Origin of the sequence: Photorhabdus thracensis (assembly GCF_001010285.1) — a bacterium.
GTDB lineage: Bacteria > Pseudomonadota > Gammaproteobacteria > Enterobacterales > Enterobacteriaceae > Photorhabdus > Photorhabdus temperata.
Genome location: NZ_CP011104.1, coordinates 3,266,348 through 3,285,227, shown reverse-complemented (window position 1 = coordinate 3,285,227; position 18,880 = coordinate 3,266,348). Strand labels below are relative to the sequence as shown.

At 44.7% G+C, this 18,880-nt stretch carries 13 protein-coding genes; 7 read left to right on the top strand and 6 right to left on the bottom strand.

The annotated features are described in order from the left end of the window. Window positions 1-204: 204 nt before the first annotated feature. The gene (gene prpR / locus VY86_RS14135) at window positions 205-1,890 is read right to left on the bottom strand and encodes a propionate catabolism operon regulatory protein PrpR (protein ID WP_046975412.1); all 1,686 of its coding nucleotides are present in this window, start codon (window positions 1,888-1,890) and stop codon (window positions 205-207) included. A gap of 302 nt (window positions 1,891-2,192) precedes the next feature. Between prpR and prpB the strand changes: the two genes are divergently transcribed. From prpB to VY86_RS14115, 4 genes are all read left to right on the top strand, one after another. Then, window positions 2,193-3,083, top strand: a complete 891-nt coding sequence (gene prpB / locus VY86_RS14130; RefSeq protein ID WP_046975411.1) for a methylisocitrate lyase — start codon at window positions 2,193-2,195, stop codon at window positions 3,081-3,083. 63 nt (window positions 3,084-3,146) lie between these two features. Then, the gene (gene prpC / locus VY86_RS14125) at window positions 3,147-4,313 is read left to right on the top strand and encodes a bifunctional 2-methylcitrate synthase/citrate synthase (RefSeq protein ID WP_046975410.1); all 1,167 of its coding nucleotides are present in this window, start codon (window positions 3,147-3,149) and stop codon (window positions 4,311-4,313) included. A 55-nt stretch (window positions 4,314-4,368) separates the two neighbouring features. Beyond that, window positions 4,369-5,820, top strand: a complete 1,452-nt coding sequence (locus tag VY86_RS14120) for a bifunctional 2-methylcitrate dehydratase/aconitate hydratase (protein WP_046975409.1) — start codon at window positions 4,369-4,371, stop codon at window positions 5,818-5,820. Window positions 5,821-5,890: 70 nt separating this feature from the next. Next, a complete protein-coding gene (locus VY86_RS14115) occupies window positions 5,891-7,777 on the top strand; it encodes a propionate--CoA ligase (RefSeq protein WP_046975408.1) in 1,887 nt (628 codons plus the stop codon). Between the two features lie 761 nt (window positions 7,778-8,538). Here the strand turns inward: VY86_RS14115 and VY86_RS22630 are convergent. Continuing rightward, complete coding sequence (locus VY86_RS22630; RefSeq protein ID WP_158019966.1) at window positions 8,539-9,402, bottom strand: hypothetical protein; 864 nt, start codon at window positions 9,400-9,402, stop codon at window positions 8,539-8,541. Between the two features lie 229 nt (window positions 9,403-9,631). Next, complete coding sequence (locus VY86_RS24850) at window positions 9,632-10,234, bottom strand: glycoside hydrolase family protein (RefSeq protein ID WP_158019965.1); 603 nt, start codon at window positions 10,232-10,234, stop codon at window positions 9,632-9,634. A 981-nt stretch (window positions 10,235-11,215) separates the two neighbouring features. Here VY86_RS24850 and VY86_RS14095 point away from each other — a divergent pair. The 3 genes from VY86_RS14095 to VY86_RS14085 all read left to right on the top strand — a co-directional run bounded on the left by VY86_RS14095 (window position 11,216) and on the right by VY86_RS14085 (window position 15,091). After that, window positions 11,216-12,058: an EamA family transporter gene (locus tag VY86_RS14095; RefSeq protein WP_036839400.1), complete on the top strand. Its 843-nt coding sequence runs from the start codon at window positions 11,216-11,218 to the stop codon at window positions 12,056-12,058. A gap of 329 nt (window positions 12,059-12,387) precedes the next feature. Continuing rightward, window positions 12,388-12,825, top strand: a complete 438-nt coding sequence (locus tag VY86_RS14090; protein WP_238591477.1) for a DUF2946 domain-containing protein — start codon at window positions 12,388-12,390, stop codon at window positions 12,823-12,825. 154 nt (window positions 12,826-12,979) lie between these two features. After that, entirely contained in the window at window positions 12,980-15,091 is a 2,112-nt protein-coding gene (locus VY86_RS14085; protein WP_193386954.1) for a TonB-dependent copper receptor, read from the top strand. Here the strand turns inward: VY86_RS14085 and VY86_RS24845 are convergent. The 3 genes from VY86_RS24845 to VY86_RS14070 all read right to left on the bottom strand — a co-directional run bounded on the left by VY86_RS24845 (window position 15,038) and on the right by VY86_RS14070 (window position 18,578). Beyond that, window positions 15,038-16,672, bottom strand: coding sequence for a transposase (locus tag VY86_RS24845; protein WP_158019964.1), 1,635 nt, complete (start codon window positions 16,670-16,672; stop codon window positions 15,038-15,040). The genes VY86_RS14085 and VY86_RS24845 overlap by 54 nt on opposite strands. A gap of 95 nt (window positions 16,673-16,767) precedes the next feature. Then, on the bottom strand, window positions 16,768-18,042 hold the full coding sequence (locus VY86_RS14075; RefSeq protein ID WP_046975404.1) for a bifunctional O-acetylhomoserine aminocarboxypropyltransferase/cysteine synthase: 1,275 nt from the start codon (window positions 18,040-18,042) through the stop codon (window positions 16,768-16,770). A gap of 95 nt (window positions 18,043-18,137) precedes the next feature. After that, entirely contained in the window at window positions 18,138-18,578 is a 441-nt protein-coding gene (locus VY86_RS14070; protein ID WP_046975403.1) for a hypothetical protein, read from the bottom strand. Window positions 18,579-18,880 lie beyond the last annotated feature (302 nt).

The window sequence follows — 18,880 nt, the reverse complement described above, 5'->3', positions numbered from 1 at the left end:
AGGAAGAGCGCAGATTTTAATGGATAACATGACCTTTTGCGACACCCTCGCACTGGGCAAGGGTTTACGGCGGTTTTTGCTAAAAAACGAGTCTGAATCTACGTGCTTCTGAATTGTCTGTCCTTAAAACAGAATATGCCGCAGTTTCTTCCGGACGTTCGGCAGTACTCCACAGGATTACCGTAAGCACTTCAAAACAACGCTTTAAATCACTTTTTCGTCAACATCCGTTCCTTCATTCTCTGCCATTTCCTGTTTCAATCGTCGCCACAACGTAGTACGGCTGATCCCCAGATGTTCCGCAGCCGCATGGCGATTGCCGGAAAATCGTTTCAGGGTTTCATGAGCTGAAGGTGGGGTAACAAATGAAGATTGCAGCGCCAGAGAGGGCCTTGTACTTTTTTCTATCAGCTTGAGTGCAGGTTGGCGCTCCGGTGAAAGAGCCAATATCAATTCAGGTGTCAATATATGCTCAGTATGGGCGCTGAGGTATAACGCGATTCGCTCCATGAGATTACGCAGTTCCCGGACATTACCGGGCCAATGATAAGTTTGCAATGCCTCCTGACAAGCAGAAAGCTCTTGTACTCTTGACTGCGATACCGGCAAATTCAATGCGGCAAACGCCCGTCGCAGATATTCCAGCGCCAATGTACCAATATCGTTGCCCCTTTCTCTGAGAGCGGGAATATTGATCCGCAATACACTCAGGCGATAGAACAGATCGGTCCGAAAATGCCTTTCCTGAACCCAGGTATCCAAATCGCAATGTGTGGCGCAAATGATCCGAACATCAACGGCAATGGGGCGATGTCCTCCCACTCTGACGACAGATTTTTCTTCCAGTACTCTCAATAACCGCGTCTGAAGAGGCAGTGGCATTTCACCAATTTCATCCAGAAATAGTGTGCCCCGATGGGCAACTTCAAAAAGACCTGCCCGTCCTCCACGCTGTGAGCCGGTGAAAGCCCCTTCCTCATAACCAAACAATTCAGCTTCCAGCAGGGATTCAGCAATGGCACCACAGTTAACGGCGACAAACGGGCGCTGATGTTTACCTGCAACCGGACCATACCGGAGAGCATATTCATGGTGAATGGCTTGTGCCACCAGCTCTTTCCCTGTACCGCTTTCCCCCTGTATCAGAACCGTGGCAGGTGAGCGGGCATATAACATGATGGTGTTGCGCACGTGCTCCATCACGGCTGAATTTCCCCGGATATCATTGAGGGTGTGGCGGGTGCGCAAGGTTTCCTGTATTGGATAGGCAGAAATTGAAATTTGGTTGAGCTTGGTCATTCTGGCGATATCCAGTGCATCATGGAATGCCCGGCGAATAGAATCCGCAGAATAGACAAAGACGCCGACAAGTTCAGCCTCATAGGCGAGATCGGTAATCAACCCAGCACCAACAATGACTTTAATACCGATGGCTTTTAATGCATTGATCTGAGCCCGAGCATCTTCTTCCGTGATGTAGCTACGCTGCTCAATACGTAAGTTGAACCGTTGCTGAAATTCTTCCAGTGCAGGCAATGTATTCTGATAGGCGATAACACCAATGCGGGAACTGATTTGTCGTGCACGGGCCAATGCCTGCATAAAATCAAATCCACTGGCCTCTGCAATGATAACAGGCACTGATAAACGGCTTTTCAGATAGGCACCATTAGAGCCGGCACAGATCACTGCATCACAACGCTCGATTGTCAGCCGTTTACGAATATGCTGAACCGCATTTTCAAAGCCAAGTTGGATAGGCGTGATATTCGCCTGATGATCGAACTCCGGCGTGATGTCACGGAATAGATCAAAAAGGCGGGAAATGGATACCGTCCAAATGATCGGTTTGTCTCTGTTATCACGCCCTGCTGATGATGTTTCTGCCATTCTATTCTCCTAATATTGTGTGCTGTTTTTGTTTTCCCCACCAGAACAATTCTATGTTTCAAAAATGTTTCAATTATGTTTTTTGAAACAAAATTGATTCATTATGAAACAAGAACATTTTTGTATCAATGATGCTTTCCTGCAAGATTAACCAATGTGCTTAATGTTATTTTTTATTTAAAAACAATATATTAATTTCAATTCTATCTTTATTTTTAAATTTATTAGCCATTTTTTACTTGGTTGGCACACACATTGCTTTATAACAAATATATTTCATTCTAATAACAATGAGGTTATGTATGCCGCTTTCCTCTGCCGGTTTGGCACTTCGTCAGGCTATAGAAGCTGAATCTCCATTACAGATAGTTGGCACCATCAATGCCAACCATGCGTTGCTGGCGAAACGGGCGGGCTATAAAGCCATTTATCTTTCTGGTGGCGGTGTATCGGCGGGTTCATTAGGTATGCCTGATCTGGGAATTTCAACGCTGGACGATGTGCTGACAGATATTCGCCGTATCACGGACGTCTGCGATTTACCATTGCTCGTGGATGCTGATATCGGTTTTGGTTCTTCAGCCTTTAATGTGGCCCGCACCGTGCGCTCAATGATTAAAGCCGGCGCTGCGGGGTTGCATATTGAGGATCAGGTCGGTGCGAAGCGTTGCGGTCATCGCCCGAATAAAGAGATTGTATCCAAAGAGGAAATGGTTGATCGCATTAAGGCCGCAATCGATGCTCGTATTGATAAGAACTTCGTCATTATGGCACGTACTGATGCCTTGGCTGTTGAAGGTTTGGAAGCGGCCCTTGACAGGGCTAAAGCCTATATTGAAGCCGGGGCAGACATGCTGTTTCCTGAGGCGATCACACAATTGCACATGTATAAAATATTTGCGTCAACAACCGGGGTACCAATACTCGCCAACATCACTGAATTTGGTGCGACGCCATTGTTCACTGTCGAAGAATTGAAAAGTGTGGATGTTTCCATTGCGCTTTACCCGCTTTCTGCTTTCCGGGCAATGAATAAGGCAGCCGAGCAGGTTTACACTACACTTCGCCGCGAAGGAACACAAAAAAATGTGATCAGCATAATGCAGACTCGCAACGAGCTATACGAAAGCATCAACTACTACGATTTTGAACAAAAACTGGATGCGCTTTTCTCCCGGAAAAAATCTCAATGACGGACACAGTTCCACCTAATTTCATCACGTTATATGGCATAAAAAACAGTAGAGGTGATACCAATGAGCGAACAGAATACGATTACTGAATCAACTGCTTTCAAGCCTAAAAAATCTGTTGCCCTTTCGGGGGTCAATGCAGGTAACACCGCACTCTGTACAGTTGGGAAAACCGGCAACGATCTGCATTACCGTGGCTACGATATTCTTGATCTTGCAACCCAGTGTGAATTTGAAGAAGTTGCTCACCTGTTGATCCACGAAAAATTGCCTTCCCGCGCTGAACTGGCCGCCTATAAAACGAAGCTAAACGCACTGCGAGGTTTGCCGGGTAGCGTCAAGGCAGCACTGGAAACATTGCCCGCCGCCGCTCATCCGATGGATGTCATGCGTACAGGTGTCTCCGTTCTTGGCTGCACATTGCCTGAAAAAGACGATCACAATCTTGCGGGTGCACGTGATATTGCTGACAAATTACTGGCCTCTCTTAGCTCCATATTGCTCTACTGGTATCACTATAGCCACAACGGACGCCGTATTGAGGTAGAAACCGATGATGAGTCGATAGGCGGGCATTTTCTTCATCTCCTGCATGGTAAAAAACCCAGTGAATCATGGGAAGAAGCTATGCACATATCCCTTATCCTTTATGCCGAACATGAGTTTAACGCCTCGACATTTACCAGCCGGGTTATCGCAGGAACCGGCACGGATATCTACTCCGCCATTATCGGGGCGATTGGTGCACTGAGAGGGCCAAAACACGGTGGAGCAAACGAAGTCTCTTTTGAAATTCAACAGCGTTATGAAAATCCTGATGAAGCAGAGACAGATATCCTGGCGCGTCTGGCAAGAAAAGAGGTCATTATCGGCTTTGGTCATCCGGTTTACACCATTTCAGATCCCCGTCACAAAGTGATTAAAAATGTGGCTCTGCAACTTTCCAAAGAGGCAGGAACAACCAAAATGTTTGATATTGCGGATCGACTGGAATCTGTAATGTGGGCTAACAAAAAAATGTTCCCGAACCTTGATTGGTTCTCTGCTGTTTCCTATCACATGATGGGTATACCGACGGCGATGTTTACACCGCTGTTTGTGATTGCCCGCACATCAGGATGGGCTGCTCACATCATTGAACAACGTATTGATAACAAAATTATCCGTCCCTCGGCCAATTATACCGGGCCGGAAAATCGGGTACTTACGCCAATTGGTGAGCGTGGATAACGTTATTTTCGGTGCGGTGTCTCCTGCATTCATGTTTTTTTAACAAGGAATTATTATGTCTACCTCTGTTGTAAACAACCGTCCTGAATATGATCAGGTGATTGTGGATATCGTGGATTATGTCATGGCATACCCCATCACATCATCCATCGCCCATGAAACGGCCTATTACTGTTTTCTGGATACGCTAGGCTGTGGGCTGGAGGCGTTGGAATACCCGGCCTGTAAAAAACTGCTGGGGCCTATTGTACCGGGGACGGTTGTGCCTAATGGTGTGCGTATACCGGGAACACAGTTCCAGCTTGATCCCGTACAGGCGGCGTTTAACATTGGTACGATGATTCGGTGGCTGGATTTTAATGACACATGGCTGGCGGCTGAATGGGGACATCCGTCCGATAACCTTGGTGGCATACTGGCGGTGGCTGACTGGCTATCAAGAAATGCCGTTGCTTGTGGCAAGAAGCCGCTCACGATCAAAGCCGTTTTAATGGGCATGATCAAAGCACATGAAATTCAGGGATGCCTTGCACTGGAGAATGCGTTTAATAAAGTCGGGTTGGATCACGTCGTTCTGGTAAAAGTGGCTTCGACCGCTGTCGTGGCTGACATGCTGGGGTTGAGCCGGGAAGAGGTCCTGAGTGCGGTATCACTTGCCTGGGTTGATGGGCAGTCGCTGAGAACTTACCGCCATTCCCCCAATACTGGTTCACGTAAATCCTGGGCGGCGGGTGATGCGACATCCCGAGCTGTTCGTCTGGCTCTCATGGCGCAGAAAGGTGAGATGGGATATCCCTCTGTGTTAACCGCAAAAACCTGGGGATTCTATGATGTCCTGTTCAATGGCCAGCCTTTCAAATTCCAGCGTGCATATGGTTCTTATGTGATGGAAAATGTATTGTTCAAGATCGCTTTCCCGGCGGAATTTCATGCACAAACGGCTGTGGAAGCGGCAATAAGCTTGCATCAACAACTGAAAGACGCTGGCAAGACCATCAATGACATCGCAAAAATCACTATTCGTACTCATGAAGCCTGTATTCGGATTATTGATAAGCAAGGCCCGTTAAACAACCCTGCGGACAGAGACCACTGTATTCAGTATATGGTTGCGGTTCCTTTGATCTTTGGCCGTCTCACCGCTGCGGATTATGAAGATAGCGTTGCGGTAGATCCCCGTATTGATGCACTACGGGAAAAAATGGTGTGTGTTGAAGATGTCAATTTTACCCGTGATTACCACGATCCGGGAAAACGCTCTATTGCTAACGCATTAACCGTTACATTTACAGATGGCAGCCAGCTTGATGAAGTCAAAGTCGAATTCCCTATCGGCCATGCTCGCCGCCGCCAAGAAGGCATACCATTATTGCTGAAAAAATTCAGAACCAACCTGGCACGCCAGTTTCCTGAAACACAACAGAGGAAAATTCTGTCTGTTTCCCTTGACCATCAGCTACTGGAAAACATGCCGGTAAACGAATACCTTGATTTGTACGTTATCTAATCTGAAATGCCATCGGCGGTCGCTCTCCCTGAGTGCTGCTCTATCATTTTACGCAGTACCAGGAGAGATTATGTTATTCAAAACTTTTTATCAGCAATCCATTGATGATCCCAACTCTTTCTGGGCTGAACAGGCTAAACGCATTTTCTGGCAACAACCTTTTGAACGGGTTCTGGATCACAGTAACCCTCCCTTTGCCCGCTGGTTTTGCGGGGGAAAAACCAACCTGTGTTACAACGCACTGGATCGCTGGCTGGAAAGCCAGCCTGATACCAAAGCACTTATCGCGATTTCAACAGAAACGAATAGTGAGAAAGTATTCACTTTCAGGGAATTACATCAGGAAGTGAACAGAACAGCGGCCATGATGCTTTCTCTGGGCGTTAAAAAAGGCGACAGGGTTTTGGTTTATATGCCGATGATTGCCGAAGCGCTGTTTGTTTTGCTCGCTTGTGCCCGTATCGGCGCAGTTCACTCAGTTGTTTTTGGTGGTTTTGCTGCCCAGAGCCTCGCTACACGGTTGGATAATGCCGAACCTGTGCTGATAGTGTCTGCGGATGCGGGATCTCGCGGTGGAAAAGTTATTCCTTACAAACTGTTGTTGGATGAAGCCATTGAACTGGCGAACCACAAACCTTGCCATGTGTTGATAGTCAATCGCAGGATGGCTGACATGGTTTGGCTGCCGGAAAGAGATGTTGATTTTGCGACATTGCGGCAGGAGTATCTTTATGCTGACGTTCCTGTGACCTGGCTGGAATCGAATGAAACCTCCTGCGTGCTCTATACCTCCGGCACGACGGGCACCCCAAAGGGAGTACAGCGTGATGTCGGAGGTTATGCTGTCGCACTGGCAACCTCTATGGATATCATTTTTGGTGGTAAAGCGGGTGAAGTGTTTTTTTGTACGTCAGATATTGGTTGGGTCGTGGGGCATTCTTATATTGCCTATGCCCCTTTGATCGCGGGAATGGCGACAATTATGTATGAAGGGTTGCCCATACGGCCGGATGCCGGCATTTGGTGGCAGATAGTGGAAAAATATCAGGTAACACGAATGTTTTCAGCACCTACGGCGATCCGGGTACTGAAAAAATATCCGGTTGAATCTATTACACAATACGATATTTCATCACTTAAGTCGTTGTATTTGGCGGGAGAACCGCTTGATGAGCATACCGCCCGCTGGATTACCGAAACGATCAATACTCCTGTCATTGATAATTACTGGCAGACCGAAACGGGCTGGCCAATTATGGCTATCGCCCGGGCTCTGGATGACAGGCCGGGCCGGTTTGGCAGCCCTGGCTTCCCGGTGTATGGCTTTCATGTCAAACTCATCAATGAACTGACTGGCGAGGAGTGTGGCGATAACGAAAAAGGTTTGCTGGTTGTTGAAGGGCCTTTACCTCCAGGTTGCATTCAAACTATCTATGGTGACGATACACGTTTCATCAATACCTATTGGCGTCATTTCGACCAGCCTGTTTATTCCACATTCGATTGGGGTATCCGTGACAGTGATGGCTATTATTTTATTTTGGGACGTTCGGATGATGTGATTAATGTTGCGGGACACCGATTGGGAACGCGGGAGATAGAAGAATGTATTGCTGCCCATGAAGATGTCGCCGAAGTGGCTGTTATTGGTATCAAGGATGCCATCAAGGGGCAAGCCGCAGTTGCCTTTGTCGTTCTCAAGGATGGAAGGGAAATCCAGAATGCTGAACATTATTCCTCTCTGGAAAAGACCCTGATGGACTTGGTGAACAAACAAATTGGTAATGTGGGTCGCCCGGCGCGGGTGTATTTCGTATCTCAGCTTCCCAAGACTCGTTCAGGAAAAATGTTGCGTCGAACTATGCAGGCAATATGTGAAGGGCGTGAGCCTGGTGATATTTCTCTGATTGAAAACCCTGCTTCGCTGGAGGTTATTCGGGAAGCTGTTTTTCGGTGAATAAGTCCCCGTAATACTGCTACCATTTTATTTTTATTAGTAATTGCTATAGAGAACGGTATTAATGATTACGGGTAATAGTTTCATATAACGATAACCACGACCATTTGTATGTTGAATATAAATTAACATTTAAATACAGTGATAACTTGACAGTTAACAAAAGCCTTACAATATTTATGTGTAATACAAATTCCAATTTTGTATTACACATAAATAGCAATGGAGGATATATCTATGATCACTCAAGTAACCAACTTGGTTGATTATTATTATTTCATTTATATGTGATGCGGCTGGAACAGGATGCTTAAAAACAACATTCCGGCCTTCATACAATATGATGAGCATTTTTAAAATCGGTGAACCAGCTGACTATGTCAATTCTTTTAAATACTATCTTTCCATTAGATTGATATTACCATTTATTCTTCTTGGCATAACAATTGCACTGGTTAGTTTTTTTAATGAAAAAGTGGCCGCAATAACAATTTTTTCTATGATCATGATATTGAGGTTGATACAGATTTTTCAATCTAAAAAGGATCTGAATTGTATCCATGAAGAAAAAAATAGTAATAATGTATTAGGATTTTACAACGATGTTATATGATTGGGATTTCAAATTGCACTGAAATAGTGGCGTTATAATTGCCAGTATATAGTCGTAAACGCTCCAATGTCGCGTCTACGACTATGATGTAGCATCGAAAACTCAGCATATTAAAGAGTTGCTGTGCTTGATTCATCTGGTGAAATGATTATTTCACCAAGTAGAGTGGGTATTTTGTTGGATAGGAATCGTATTCAGCTAACGGAACCATCTTAATAGATGATTTATTATCTCTGATGATCTTTATTCCATTTACTGGCCATTTAACGGAATCAAGAAGAAACGCGGCAGGTTGTCCAGTTGCACCAATAACGGGAGCGCCGACTTTTAATGAAGCGCCATATGGAATGGCATGGAAAATCTCAGGTGTAACTTCAACGAAGTTCTTCGTTAAGAACTGAATTAATCGAATGGAATTAGCTTGAAAACGCGTTCCAGATACGACAAATGTTAAAGGTAAATCGGTTGCTTTAATTCCATAACCTTCGTAGATATTCGCGACCTGGCTAGGAAGCATATTTTCACAGCTCATTCCAGCACTGACGTCGATACCAATATGTGCCAAGTTTGTAGGCGACCTGCGAGGGAAATTACGCGCAGTCGCATTAATAACATCGATTGGCAGGGTACTGCATTGTCCGGTACTTGAGACAACTGAGTGCTTATCAGGTCTTGATACAATACCGGGACCTTCTACAGTGGAGGTACTTAACTGGACATCATTGTAGATTTTCGTAGAAAAGTCTGGAGGATAAAAGCTTAAAGATAGTCTGGAGCCATCATTGTGGGCTACGATCCATGCATTGAGTGCATCAGAAAACTGCATATCGACGCTTACCCAATAGTTTTGACGGTATCCGGTGTGATTCTCTTCCGTTTTTGTGATGAATCCATTGGGAGTAAGTTCTTCCACTTCACTTTGAAAGGTTGGATCGGGAGATCTTAAGACATATTGTCCACCGCCGCCGTAAATTTTATCTAGGGAATTTGCTCCGGTCGTATCGGTGTACATAAGGTAAAACATGCCATTAAGATAGGATACGGATGGTTGCCCTGCTCCATAAGGATTTCCATCTAGCTTCTTGTTAGCGGGTAAGATTATCGGATTGCCATTATTTGCACGTGTCCAGTTAATTCCGTCAGTAAATAAGATTCCAAAATAGCGCTACATCTTATACTACTCATAATTCTATATATAACAATGGGTTGAAGAAGGCCATGTGTAGCAAAATTATGAAATGTTATTTACTTGTTGCGAGGCCAATTTTTGTTATACCTTCAGCATCAACGCGAACGCTGTCCCATCCACCATAATACATATAATATGTACCGTTAACCCGTATGACAGAGGGATCGCAAGTATGGACTTTATCGAATGCGTTTGCTTCCTTGTTAGGGGAAAAAACAATCTGGTAGGGCTCCCTACCGCCACGTGCGCGGAAAGGGCCATCAAGAGATGGAGATTCGGCATAGAAAATATGGTCACCGGGATGAGTGCGTTCGGAACCACACCACCACATCCGATATACTCCATCCAACATCACGGAAGGCGCATAGTTGTATACCCCCCCCTTAACCACAGGGCCGATAGAAGTTCGAATATTTGATGTTGTTAAAGGCATCTCTGTTTGTGCTAATGATGGGGTTGCCAGTAATAACCCGCAGAGAAGAAGTAAATTTAGGATGATTGATAAAAGATTTCGATAAATTAGACGCAAATAGCGAAACAGCAATCCACAATAATGCAAGGAGCAAACTAAAGCATCATTTAACGCAGATTCGCAATGATTTTTCCAAGCTGACATTTTGAGTGCATGGTTGTCTATGTTTAATTGTTTAGTCATGATTCCCCAAATTTTGGGGGCCGTTTTGGTACATAAAGTCACAATTTTCTCCAGAGTCGTAAGTTTAAATAATGGAGCGAATAAAATACCTCTAAAAAAAGATGCAACGGCTGGTTACCAGTATTCGTTGCGTTAACTTCAGTCAGCGATTGATAATTTAACCTGTTATGCAACAGTGCCTTGTTAGTACGTTGCATAAATTAATGCTGGTTTATTCGAACAGCTCTTGTGCTGGTCTTTTGGTGTGCCTTATAGGCATTTCCTTATCAATGTCGCTATAACAAAACACTGTCCATCAGCGCTGATGCAGCACAGTATCTGCTTTTACATTAGCGGTTATAAAGGCAAATTTTTTGTATTTTTATCCTTATGTAATCAAACTATTATAGTTAAATAAATCAGTATTAAAAATCAAACAGTCATTGTTCGTTTGATGGTTAATATCTGTTCATGGCGAAAAATGTTACATAAATCACAAAAAATATCAATAAGTTTATTTTTAAGGCTATCTCTAATTAATCAAAAATTCAGGTTGAAAGATTGGCTCTCTTATTCCCATTTATCGTGTGTTGTATTCAGTCATAGAAAACTTAAATCTGTGTTTTTCTGATGTTCATAACCGAAAAAAGTTGCATGACTTAAGACTTTTCTATGAGTGTTTTTTGGTGGAGGATAGAGAAATACAGCTGTAATACTAAAGGGCTATGTGTTCTATGGTAAGAATCAATGTGGAAACGGTATTTCGGTTTACTGATGCTGCCCGAAGCTTTTTTACGCTAAGGGAAAGGATATCTAATCCACACGACGATTGTTATGGGTTATAAAGTCTTTGAGAGTGCGGATGATGCGGCTCAGACAATTATCTGGGTCATGACACAACCAGCACATATCAATATTCCCCAGATTGTGGTATTGCCGCAAGACCATCCAATATAGCGATAGGGTTAATTAGGCGCCTTCTGAAAAAGGAGTAAAATATATATGGATCTTCTTTCACTTGGATTAGTCATGGTCGCTGCGATCATGCATGCAGGTTGGAATCTTTTTGTTAAGAAAGATGAAGATAAGTTCTTATCCCTTACCGTTATGGCTGTTACGTCCAGTGTGCTTTGTGCGGTGTTGCTTTTATTCATGCCAGGGATAGATGTGAGTGCTTGGAAGATCCTTATTATTTCTGTCCCTCTTCATGCTGGATATCGGGTTTGCCTGAGCCTTGGCTACAAATATGGAGACATGAGTCAAGTTTACCCTATTGCTCGTGGGGCAACGCCTTTGCTTGTGGCGCTAATCTCTGTCATTTTGCTCGGTGTTCATCTGGAACTCACTCAGATTGCGGGAGTTGTCGCGATTGCTTTAGGGATCATGTGGCTGACTTTTCATGCTGGTTTCCCGAAGAATAATGAGGGACGAGCAATTGGTTTCGCGCTCGGTACCGCGGCCTTTATCGCTGTGTTTACATTGCTTGATAGTCGGGGAGCACGTCTCAGTGGCAATCCGTTTTCATATGTGCTTTGGCTGTTTGTACTGGAAGGGATCTTAATGTTTGTGCTTGCCGCGTCTGTAAATAGACACCGATTGTTGGATTATATTAGTCGTAATGGACGAACTTGCATGGTCAACGGTGTCGTTATGTCTGTCGCACACGGCTTAGTTATCTTAGCTCTCTCACGAAGTCCTGCTGCGTTGGTTTCGGCCCTGAGAGAAACAAGTGTGATTTTTGGCGTTATTTTCAGTGCGTGGATTCTTAAAGAGAAGATAGGCCCAGTAAAACTGACTTGTACCTTGGTCGTCATGGTTGGCATTTTTTTGGCCATTTTTAAGTGAAGTGGAATTTGTGCTTTATGGGCGGTACACCCCTTGTTATACCACTTCCCATTGGGTTTCATATTTTTCCAGGTGCTTGTAAGGATTATTCCTGCAAAGATTTTATTGTTGGGAAGATGAGCTGTGTGACAAGCTGAAGTTTTAGTCGAAATAATGAAAACAATTGCGCTGGTTTGAGAAAAATAACAAATTTTGTCGTCAAAGCGACATTCCTGCATAAAGTGTTTTAACATTTGACTGTTAAATACGTACAATCCCCTCCCTGGATGTGTTCTCTACAGAATAGGCTTGGTTTGTCAATGATCCAGATTTACACATCGCGGAGCCGCTTGTCAGCCTGGCTTGGTATATTCGCGATATTGATGTTGTTCATTGCACCAGTGATCTCCCGGTCACTGGAACATGCGCGCATTGGTGAGTCTCATTCATCGAGAGTGGCCGGTTGTCATACGGTGATGTCATCTGACGATGATATGCCCAAGGATATGTCTCATTCTGACATTTCTTCTGCATCACAGAGCACTAACCATCATGATGGAATGCAGATGGGTATGCATGCTGGTGGTGGCATGTCGATCCTGGATGATATTGCCTGTGGATACTGCGTCTTTCTTATCCATGTGCCGATGCTGGATTTGGCGAATACACCGTTATTCTGGTCAACTTCGCTGACTTCACGGTCACCACCGGTTCAACCTGTAACTCTCTTCCTTGCGCATTTCATCTTTTCTGATTCGCTGCCTCGCGCTCCGCCTGAACAGATCTAATCTCATCGGTTTAAACATAATAAAACGCTTTGTCCTGCTAACTTCTTAGCCAGGGAAAGTTTGCTTATACCAAAAACTGTTTGGTTGGATTCTATAACGTATTCCGTTTTTGATAGCAATATCGCTTCGGAGCGCGGATGCACATTAAGGAAAGATGATGTTTGAAAAAAATACTTCTTATAAAAAAAATACACTGGCCCGTTGTATTAGCTCGGCCATGCCGCTGTTTTTGCTGGCTGCTTTTAATGGATATGCGGTTGAAACCACATCAGATTCGCACGATCATGCGAATGGCCCAAAAACCAATGATGGTGATGTGATCACCGTCACTGCGCCTTTGTATTCTCCTTTAACCATTGTCACTTCACCAAAAACGCCTCGTCAGCCAGTTCCGGCAAGTGATGGCTCTGACTATCTGAAAACCATACCCGGTTTTTCACAAATCCGTAATGGGGGCACCAATGGTGATCCGGTATTTCGGGGAATGTTTGGTTCAAGGCTTAAGATCCTGACTGATGGCGCAGAAATGCAAGGGGCTTGCCCTGGCAGGATGGATGCGCCTTCATCTTATATTTCACCGGAAAGTTATGATTTGCTGACACTGATTAAAGGGCCTCAAACCGTGTTGTGGGGGCCAGGTGCTTCCGCTGGGACCATTAGGTTTGAGCGTGAACATCCTAAATTTAATGAGCCGGGGGTGAAGGTCAATGCCAGTGGGTTGACCGGTTCAAATGGTCGTTGGGATGGCAATGTTGATGCCAGTATCGGCAATGAATTGGGATATTTACGTTTAATGGGAAATACCTCCCGTTCACATGATTATAAAGATGGTAGTGGGTATCGTGTCCCTTCGCGTTGGGATAAGTGGAATAGTGATCTGGCGCTGGGGTGGACGCCAGATAAAGATACGTTGCTCGAATTGACCGCCGGGAAAGGTGATGGAGAAGCCCGCTATGCGGGGCGTAGTATGGATGGTTCACAATTTAAACGTGAAAGCCTCGGCGTGCGTTTTGAGAAATCTAACATCGGTGAGGTCCTTGATAAGGTTGAAGCCCAAGTTTACTACAACTACACCAACCATATTATGGACAATATAACCTTGCGTTCCCCGAACAGCCCTATGTCTATGGGATCGATGGGGAAGATGGGCATGCCTTCTGCGACCTGTAAGCATATGTGTGGTATGCATATGAATATGAACAGTGGCATGTCCATGCAACTGGATCGCCGGATTGTGGGGGGACGGGCGATGGGCACCTGGCTGTGGCAAGATTTCAAGCTGGAAAGTGGTGCGGATACTCAAACTAATACCCATCGTAATAAATCAGGCAGCGTGTGGCAAAAGGATGCTCAATTCCGTAACTATGGTTTGTTTGGCGAGTTGACTTGGTACGCCACAGAGCAGAGCGAGTTGATAACCGGTGCCCGTCTTGATCGCAGTCTGGTGAAAAAATTTGCCGGCAATAGCGAGAAAGAACGAAATGATACTTTGCCAAGCGGTTTTATGCGTTTAGAGCATACTGTCGCTGATGTTCCGCTGATGTTTTATGCTGGTATTGGTTATACTGAGCGCTTCCCGGACTACTGGGAGCTATTTTCGCCTAAACTTGGTCCGGCTGGTAGTGACAGTGCTTTTGATGGCGTGAAAAGCGAAAAAACTACCCAGCTTGATATTGGGGCGCAATATACGGGAGAACGCTTTAATAGCTGGGTGTCAGCCTATGTAGGGCGTGTGAATGATTTCATTTTGTTTAGATATAGCCCAACCAATGCCCGCATCAGCCAGGCGGATAATGTTAATGCCAATGTTATGGGGGGAGAGATGGGCTTTGGCTATCAACTGACAGATCATTGGAAAACGGATGCCAGCCTTGCTTATTCTTGGGGGGAAAATACCACGGATAACAAGCCACTGCCTCAAATCCCACCACTGGAAGCCCGTTTCGGATTGACTTATGAACGTGGTGATTGGAGCAGTACCGGTTTGTGGCGATTAGTTAGCAGCCAGCATCGAATTGCTGTAGATCAGGGAAATGTCGTCGGTAAAGATTTTAAAGACAGTCCGGGATTCGGCGTGCTTTCTGCAAACGTCGCCTATAAGATCAACAAAAATGTCAAAGTCAGCACAGGTATCGACAACATTCTGAATAAAGAATACAGCGAACACCTCAACCTTGCAGGTAATAGCACTTTTGGTTATTCATCAAACACCTCAGTAAATGAACCAGGCCGAACGATATGGGCTAAAATGAATGTAACATTCTAATGAGAACATGGCGTCCAGTGATTGGACGCCATGCCAGCATTGTTTACCTTTTTCTAACCCCCCGTTCACCAGAGGGTGTCGCAAAAGGGTTGAGGTCACTTTTTCAAGCATCAAGTTAAATTCAATCACTGACTTTGGGCAGCCTGTTATTTGTATGGATAACAGGCTAAAAATAATCCCTAATATCAAAGCCACCGCTCTTGATAAGTTATAGGCCATTGCATGCAGGGAAAACTCCAGCTTTACCGCTGACAATCCCTTACGCCGAAAGCGTTCCAGTCTCTGAATTCCCCGTAATGCCGAAAATACCGGTTCTACCAGGCTCTTCCGTTGACTCAATATCTGTTTTGACTCCGGTCGGGCCATATGCAAACGAAGTGTCTCCCGCCCTTCATCTTCCGGATAACGTTTTATTTTTCTTCCTCCTTTAGCCTTTGTGCAGCCCGCTTTCTTCGGGCATCCGGCACAATTGTCAGCGCGATAAACCCGATAGGTCCGCGTTTTTTCAGTGGCTTTCACTGTACTTTGCAGGGACAATTGGTGATGAGCAGGACAAATATAGCAATCTTGCTCAGCATCATAAGTAAATAAGGATTTAGGATAGATTTTTCGGGTACGCTGTCGGTCTGAATTTTCTGCACAAAACAGCAAGATCTGATGTTTCTTCGCCTCAGCAATCACATCGTCATGGAAATAACCGGCATCCAATAACAGCTTTTCCGGGTGACCTCCCGAGATAGTGAGATTCTGCGCCAATAACGCGGCCATCACTTGGGTTTCACTGGAGGGGTCGACCGTTTGAGCGACGATAATTCGTCTGTTGTTGACTAAAACAGACGGTTTATAGGAAGTTGAAAATCCCCTTCCCCGCTTGAGTTTCTGGACGACGGCGTCGGGTTCTGTTGGATTGATACGCAGTTGGCTGGCATCCTTCCCTTTTTTTTCGCGATTTTCTTGTCGGCGCCGTAATACGTTGGCTCCCTGTTCCAATTGCTTTATGCGTTTTTCTGTCTGCGCTGTGGCAGGGGTAGCCGTGAGAGTATTTTTTTCACGTGAAATCGCTTCCTGAGTTAAAAGGTGGTAATGAGAACAGGCCGCCTCTATCACTGTCCCGTCACCGGCCAGGCACGAGCCGTCCGAACGACTGCGGTGCAAAATGGATAAGGTCAGTGCCTTAAAAAACGGTCCCGTCAGGACGGATTGGTGCTGATAAATAAAACGCCCAAGACTGGCATGATCGGGCGTAATTCCCTGGCTGACAAAAATACAGCCTAAATCTAAACGCGCAAGTCGTTCAAGTTCTCTGAGCGAGCAGTGTCCTTTCATGATCCCATAAAGCAGGATCCCCATCATGGAGCGTGGAGAATAAGGGGCTCTCCCTGTCGAAGCATAATGGCGTTCAAAGGGGCCCCAATCTTGCTCATCAAGAATGTCAGCAACAATAAATGCGCAACGCTCCCCCATTTGCCTGAGATAATCAGAAAGGGAAAGGGAGCCATCCAATACAGGTAAGTGCTGAGCTTTGACAAACTGACGTTTGGTGTAAGCAGACGGTTCCCGTTTTCGAATGAATAAGGTCATAAAAGAGCTGCGCCTAAAGGAAGAGCGCAGATTTTAATGGATAACATGACCTTTTGCGACACCCTCACCAGAACGGGGGGTATGGCAACGTTAAATTATTTCGATGCATCCAGGGCTTGGGCAAGATCGGTAATAATATCATCAATATGTTCAATGCCGATTGACAGGCGGATCATGTCGTGTGGTACACCTGCTTTAACTAACTCCTCCTCATTTAATTGGCTATGAGTGGTTGAAGCTGGATGGCAGGCGAGTGATTTTGCATCACCAATATTGACCAGGCGCACAATTAGTTTTAACGCGTCAATAAAGCGGGCACCGGATTCCTGTCCGCCTTTAATACCAAAGGAAAGAATGGCTGATGGTTTCCCACTCATATACTGTTGTGCCAGTTCATGTTCCGGATGGTCTGGCAATCCTGCATATTTCACCCAACTAACTTGAGGATGATTTTGCAGGTAATGAGCTACTTTCAGGGCATTTTCAGTATGACGCTCCATTCTTAATGCCAGCGTTTCCAACCCTTGCAAAATAAGGAAAGCATTAAAAGGCGATAGTGCCGCGCCCATGTTACGTAACGGTACAACACGGCAATGACCGATAAATGCGGCTTTACCGAACTGTTCAGTATAGATGACATTGTGATAAGAGGGATCCGGGTTATTCAGGATGGCGAATCGTTGCTTGTGTTTTTCCCAAGGGAAGTTACCGGAATCAACAATGATGCCGCCAATAGTGGAACCGTGACCTCCCATGTATTTGGTCAGAGAGTGAATAATAATATCGGCGCCATGCTCAAAAGGCCGGCAAAGCGCAGGCGTGGCAACGGTATTGTCAACGATTAAAGGAACGCCATGACGGTGAGCCACTTCTGCGAACTTTTTCAGGTCAACAACATTACCTGCCGGGTTACCAATGGATTCACAGAATACCGCTTTGGTCCGGTCATCAATCAGTGATTCCAATGCTGCAATATCATCATGGTCGGCAAAGCGTGTTTCAATACCGAACCGGGGCAATGTGTGAGCCAGCAGGTTATAGGTGCCGCCATATAACTTGGCAACAGATATAATATTATCTCCGGCTCCGGCAATGGATTGAATAGCGCAGGTGACAGCAGCCATACCGGATGCGACCGACAATGCAGCTATCCCGCCTTCAAGTAAAGCAACCCGTTTTTCCAGTACGTCATTAGTCGGGTTCATAATGCGGGAATAGATATTTCCCTCGACCTTTAAATCAAACAGATCGGCACCGTGTTGAGTATTATCAAATGCATAGGATGTTGTTTGATAAATAGGGACAGCAACGGCTTTGGTGGTTGGATCGGGTGAATATCCGCCGTGGATCGCAAGAGTTTCTGGTTTCATTTTCGGTCTCTTCTCTATATCGGTAAGATTACATGTATCTTTGATGAATAGATGTAAGCGGCTTTTATCAAAACTACAGCTCCACTTACTGCCGTTCACAAGGAATTTAACTTGTACATTTGTTTGATTGATGAACCATCGGAATAGATATCTATCAGCTTAAGGGAATTTCCAGTGATAGAAAATGTGATTTTTTCGTCATTTTCTTCAATTCTCCAACGGTCAATGTTATCGACGTTATTGGAAGCCCATGCGACACGATCGCCATTTAAGTGACATTTAGCTTTCCACAGGGAATTATCACTGGATCGAATGTAGTGCATATACGCCATCTTATCGTTATCCCCAGAAGATATCTTGATGATTTCTGTCTTTTGACTAAATAGGATAGATGCGGTTGCCTGGCAAATTTGACCAAGCTGAGGATGAATTTGCACCGTAGTTTTGACAGGTTGAGAAGTCGTTTTATCGGTTGAAGTTGTGTAAAGCCCCATCGCCAGTATCGCTAAAACAATAAAGATTTTATTATTAGACATTATATTTCCGCTAATTCTTTATTAATTAAATAAATAATTTAAAAATGTTACTAATTCAGTGATATATCGGCTGTCGCTATTTTTTAATTATGTGGACATTATCACAAAAAACAGAAGCTACTTAAGTCGAGTAACATTAACTATTAAAATGGAAAATGAGAACAAAAGACTTAAATAAATATCTAATCTTTTAGAAAGATCACAAAATTTCTTGTGAAGTAGTTCGTTTTCGTTAGGTTACTTGATTTATTCCCCTCTATTTCCTGAACAAAAATAGGGGGTATGCCCATAATTTTAAATTT

What these genes read in the sequence shown, in the direction of transcription:
- VY86_RS24850 (WP_158019965.1), bottom strand. Translation starts at nt 10,234, where the DNA reads ATGACTAAACAATTAAACATAGACAACCATGCACTCAAAATGTCAGCT.
- VY86_RS22630 (WP_158019966.1), bottom strand. Translation starts at nt 9,402, where the DNA reads ATGTACACCGATACGACCGGAGCAAATTCCCTAGATAAAATTTACGGC.
- prpB (WP_046975411.1), top strand. Translation starts at nt 2,193, where the DNA reads ATGCCGCTTTCCTCTGCCGGTTTGGCACTTCGTCAGGCTATAGAAGCT.
- VY86_RS14120 (WP_046975409.1), top strand. Translation starts at nt 4,369, where the DNA reads ATGTCTACCTCTGTTGTAAACAACCGTCCTGAATATGATCAGGTGATT.
- VY86_RS14115 (WP_046975408.1), top strand. Translation starts at nt 5,891, where the DNA reads ATGTTATTCAAAACTTTTTATCAGCAATCCATTGATGATCCCAACTCT.
- VY86_RS14075 (WP_046975404.1), bottom strand. Translation starts at nt 18,042, where the DNA reads ATGAAACCAGAAACTCTTGCGATCCACGGCGGATATTCACCCGATCCA.
- VY86_RS14095 (WP_036839400.1), top strand. Translation starts at nt 11,216, where the DNA reads ATGGATCTTCTTTCACTTGGATTAGTCATGGTCGCTGCGATCATGCAT.
- prpC (WP_046975410.1), top strand. Translation starts at nt 3,147, where the DNA reads ATGAGCGAACAGAATACGATTACTGAATCAACTGCTTTCAAGCCTAAA.
- prpR (WP_046975412.1), bottom strand. Translation starts at nt 1,890, where the DNA reads ATGGCAGAAACATCATCAGCAGGGCGTGATAACAGAGACAAACCGATC.
- VY86_RS14085 (WP_193386954.1), top strand. Translation starts at nt 12,980, where the DNA reads ATGATGTTTGAAAAAAATACTTCTTATAAAAAAAATACACTGGCCCGT.
- VY86_RS14070 (WP_046975403.1), bottom strand. Translation starts at nt 18,578, where the DNA reads ATGTCTAATAATAAAATCTTTATTGTTTTAGCGATACTGGCGATGGGG.
- VY86_RS24845 (WP_158019964.1), bottom strand. Translation starts at nt 16,672, where the DNA reads ATGACCTTATTCATTCGAAAACGGGAACCGTCTGCTTACACCAAACGT.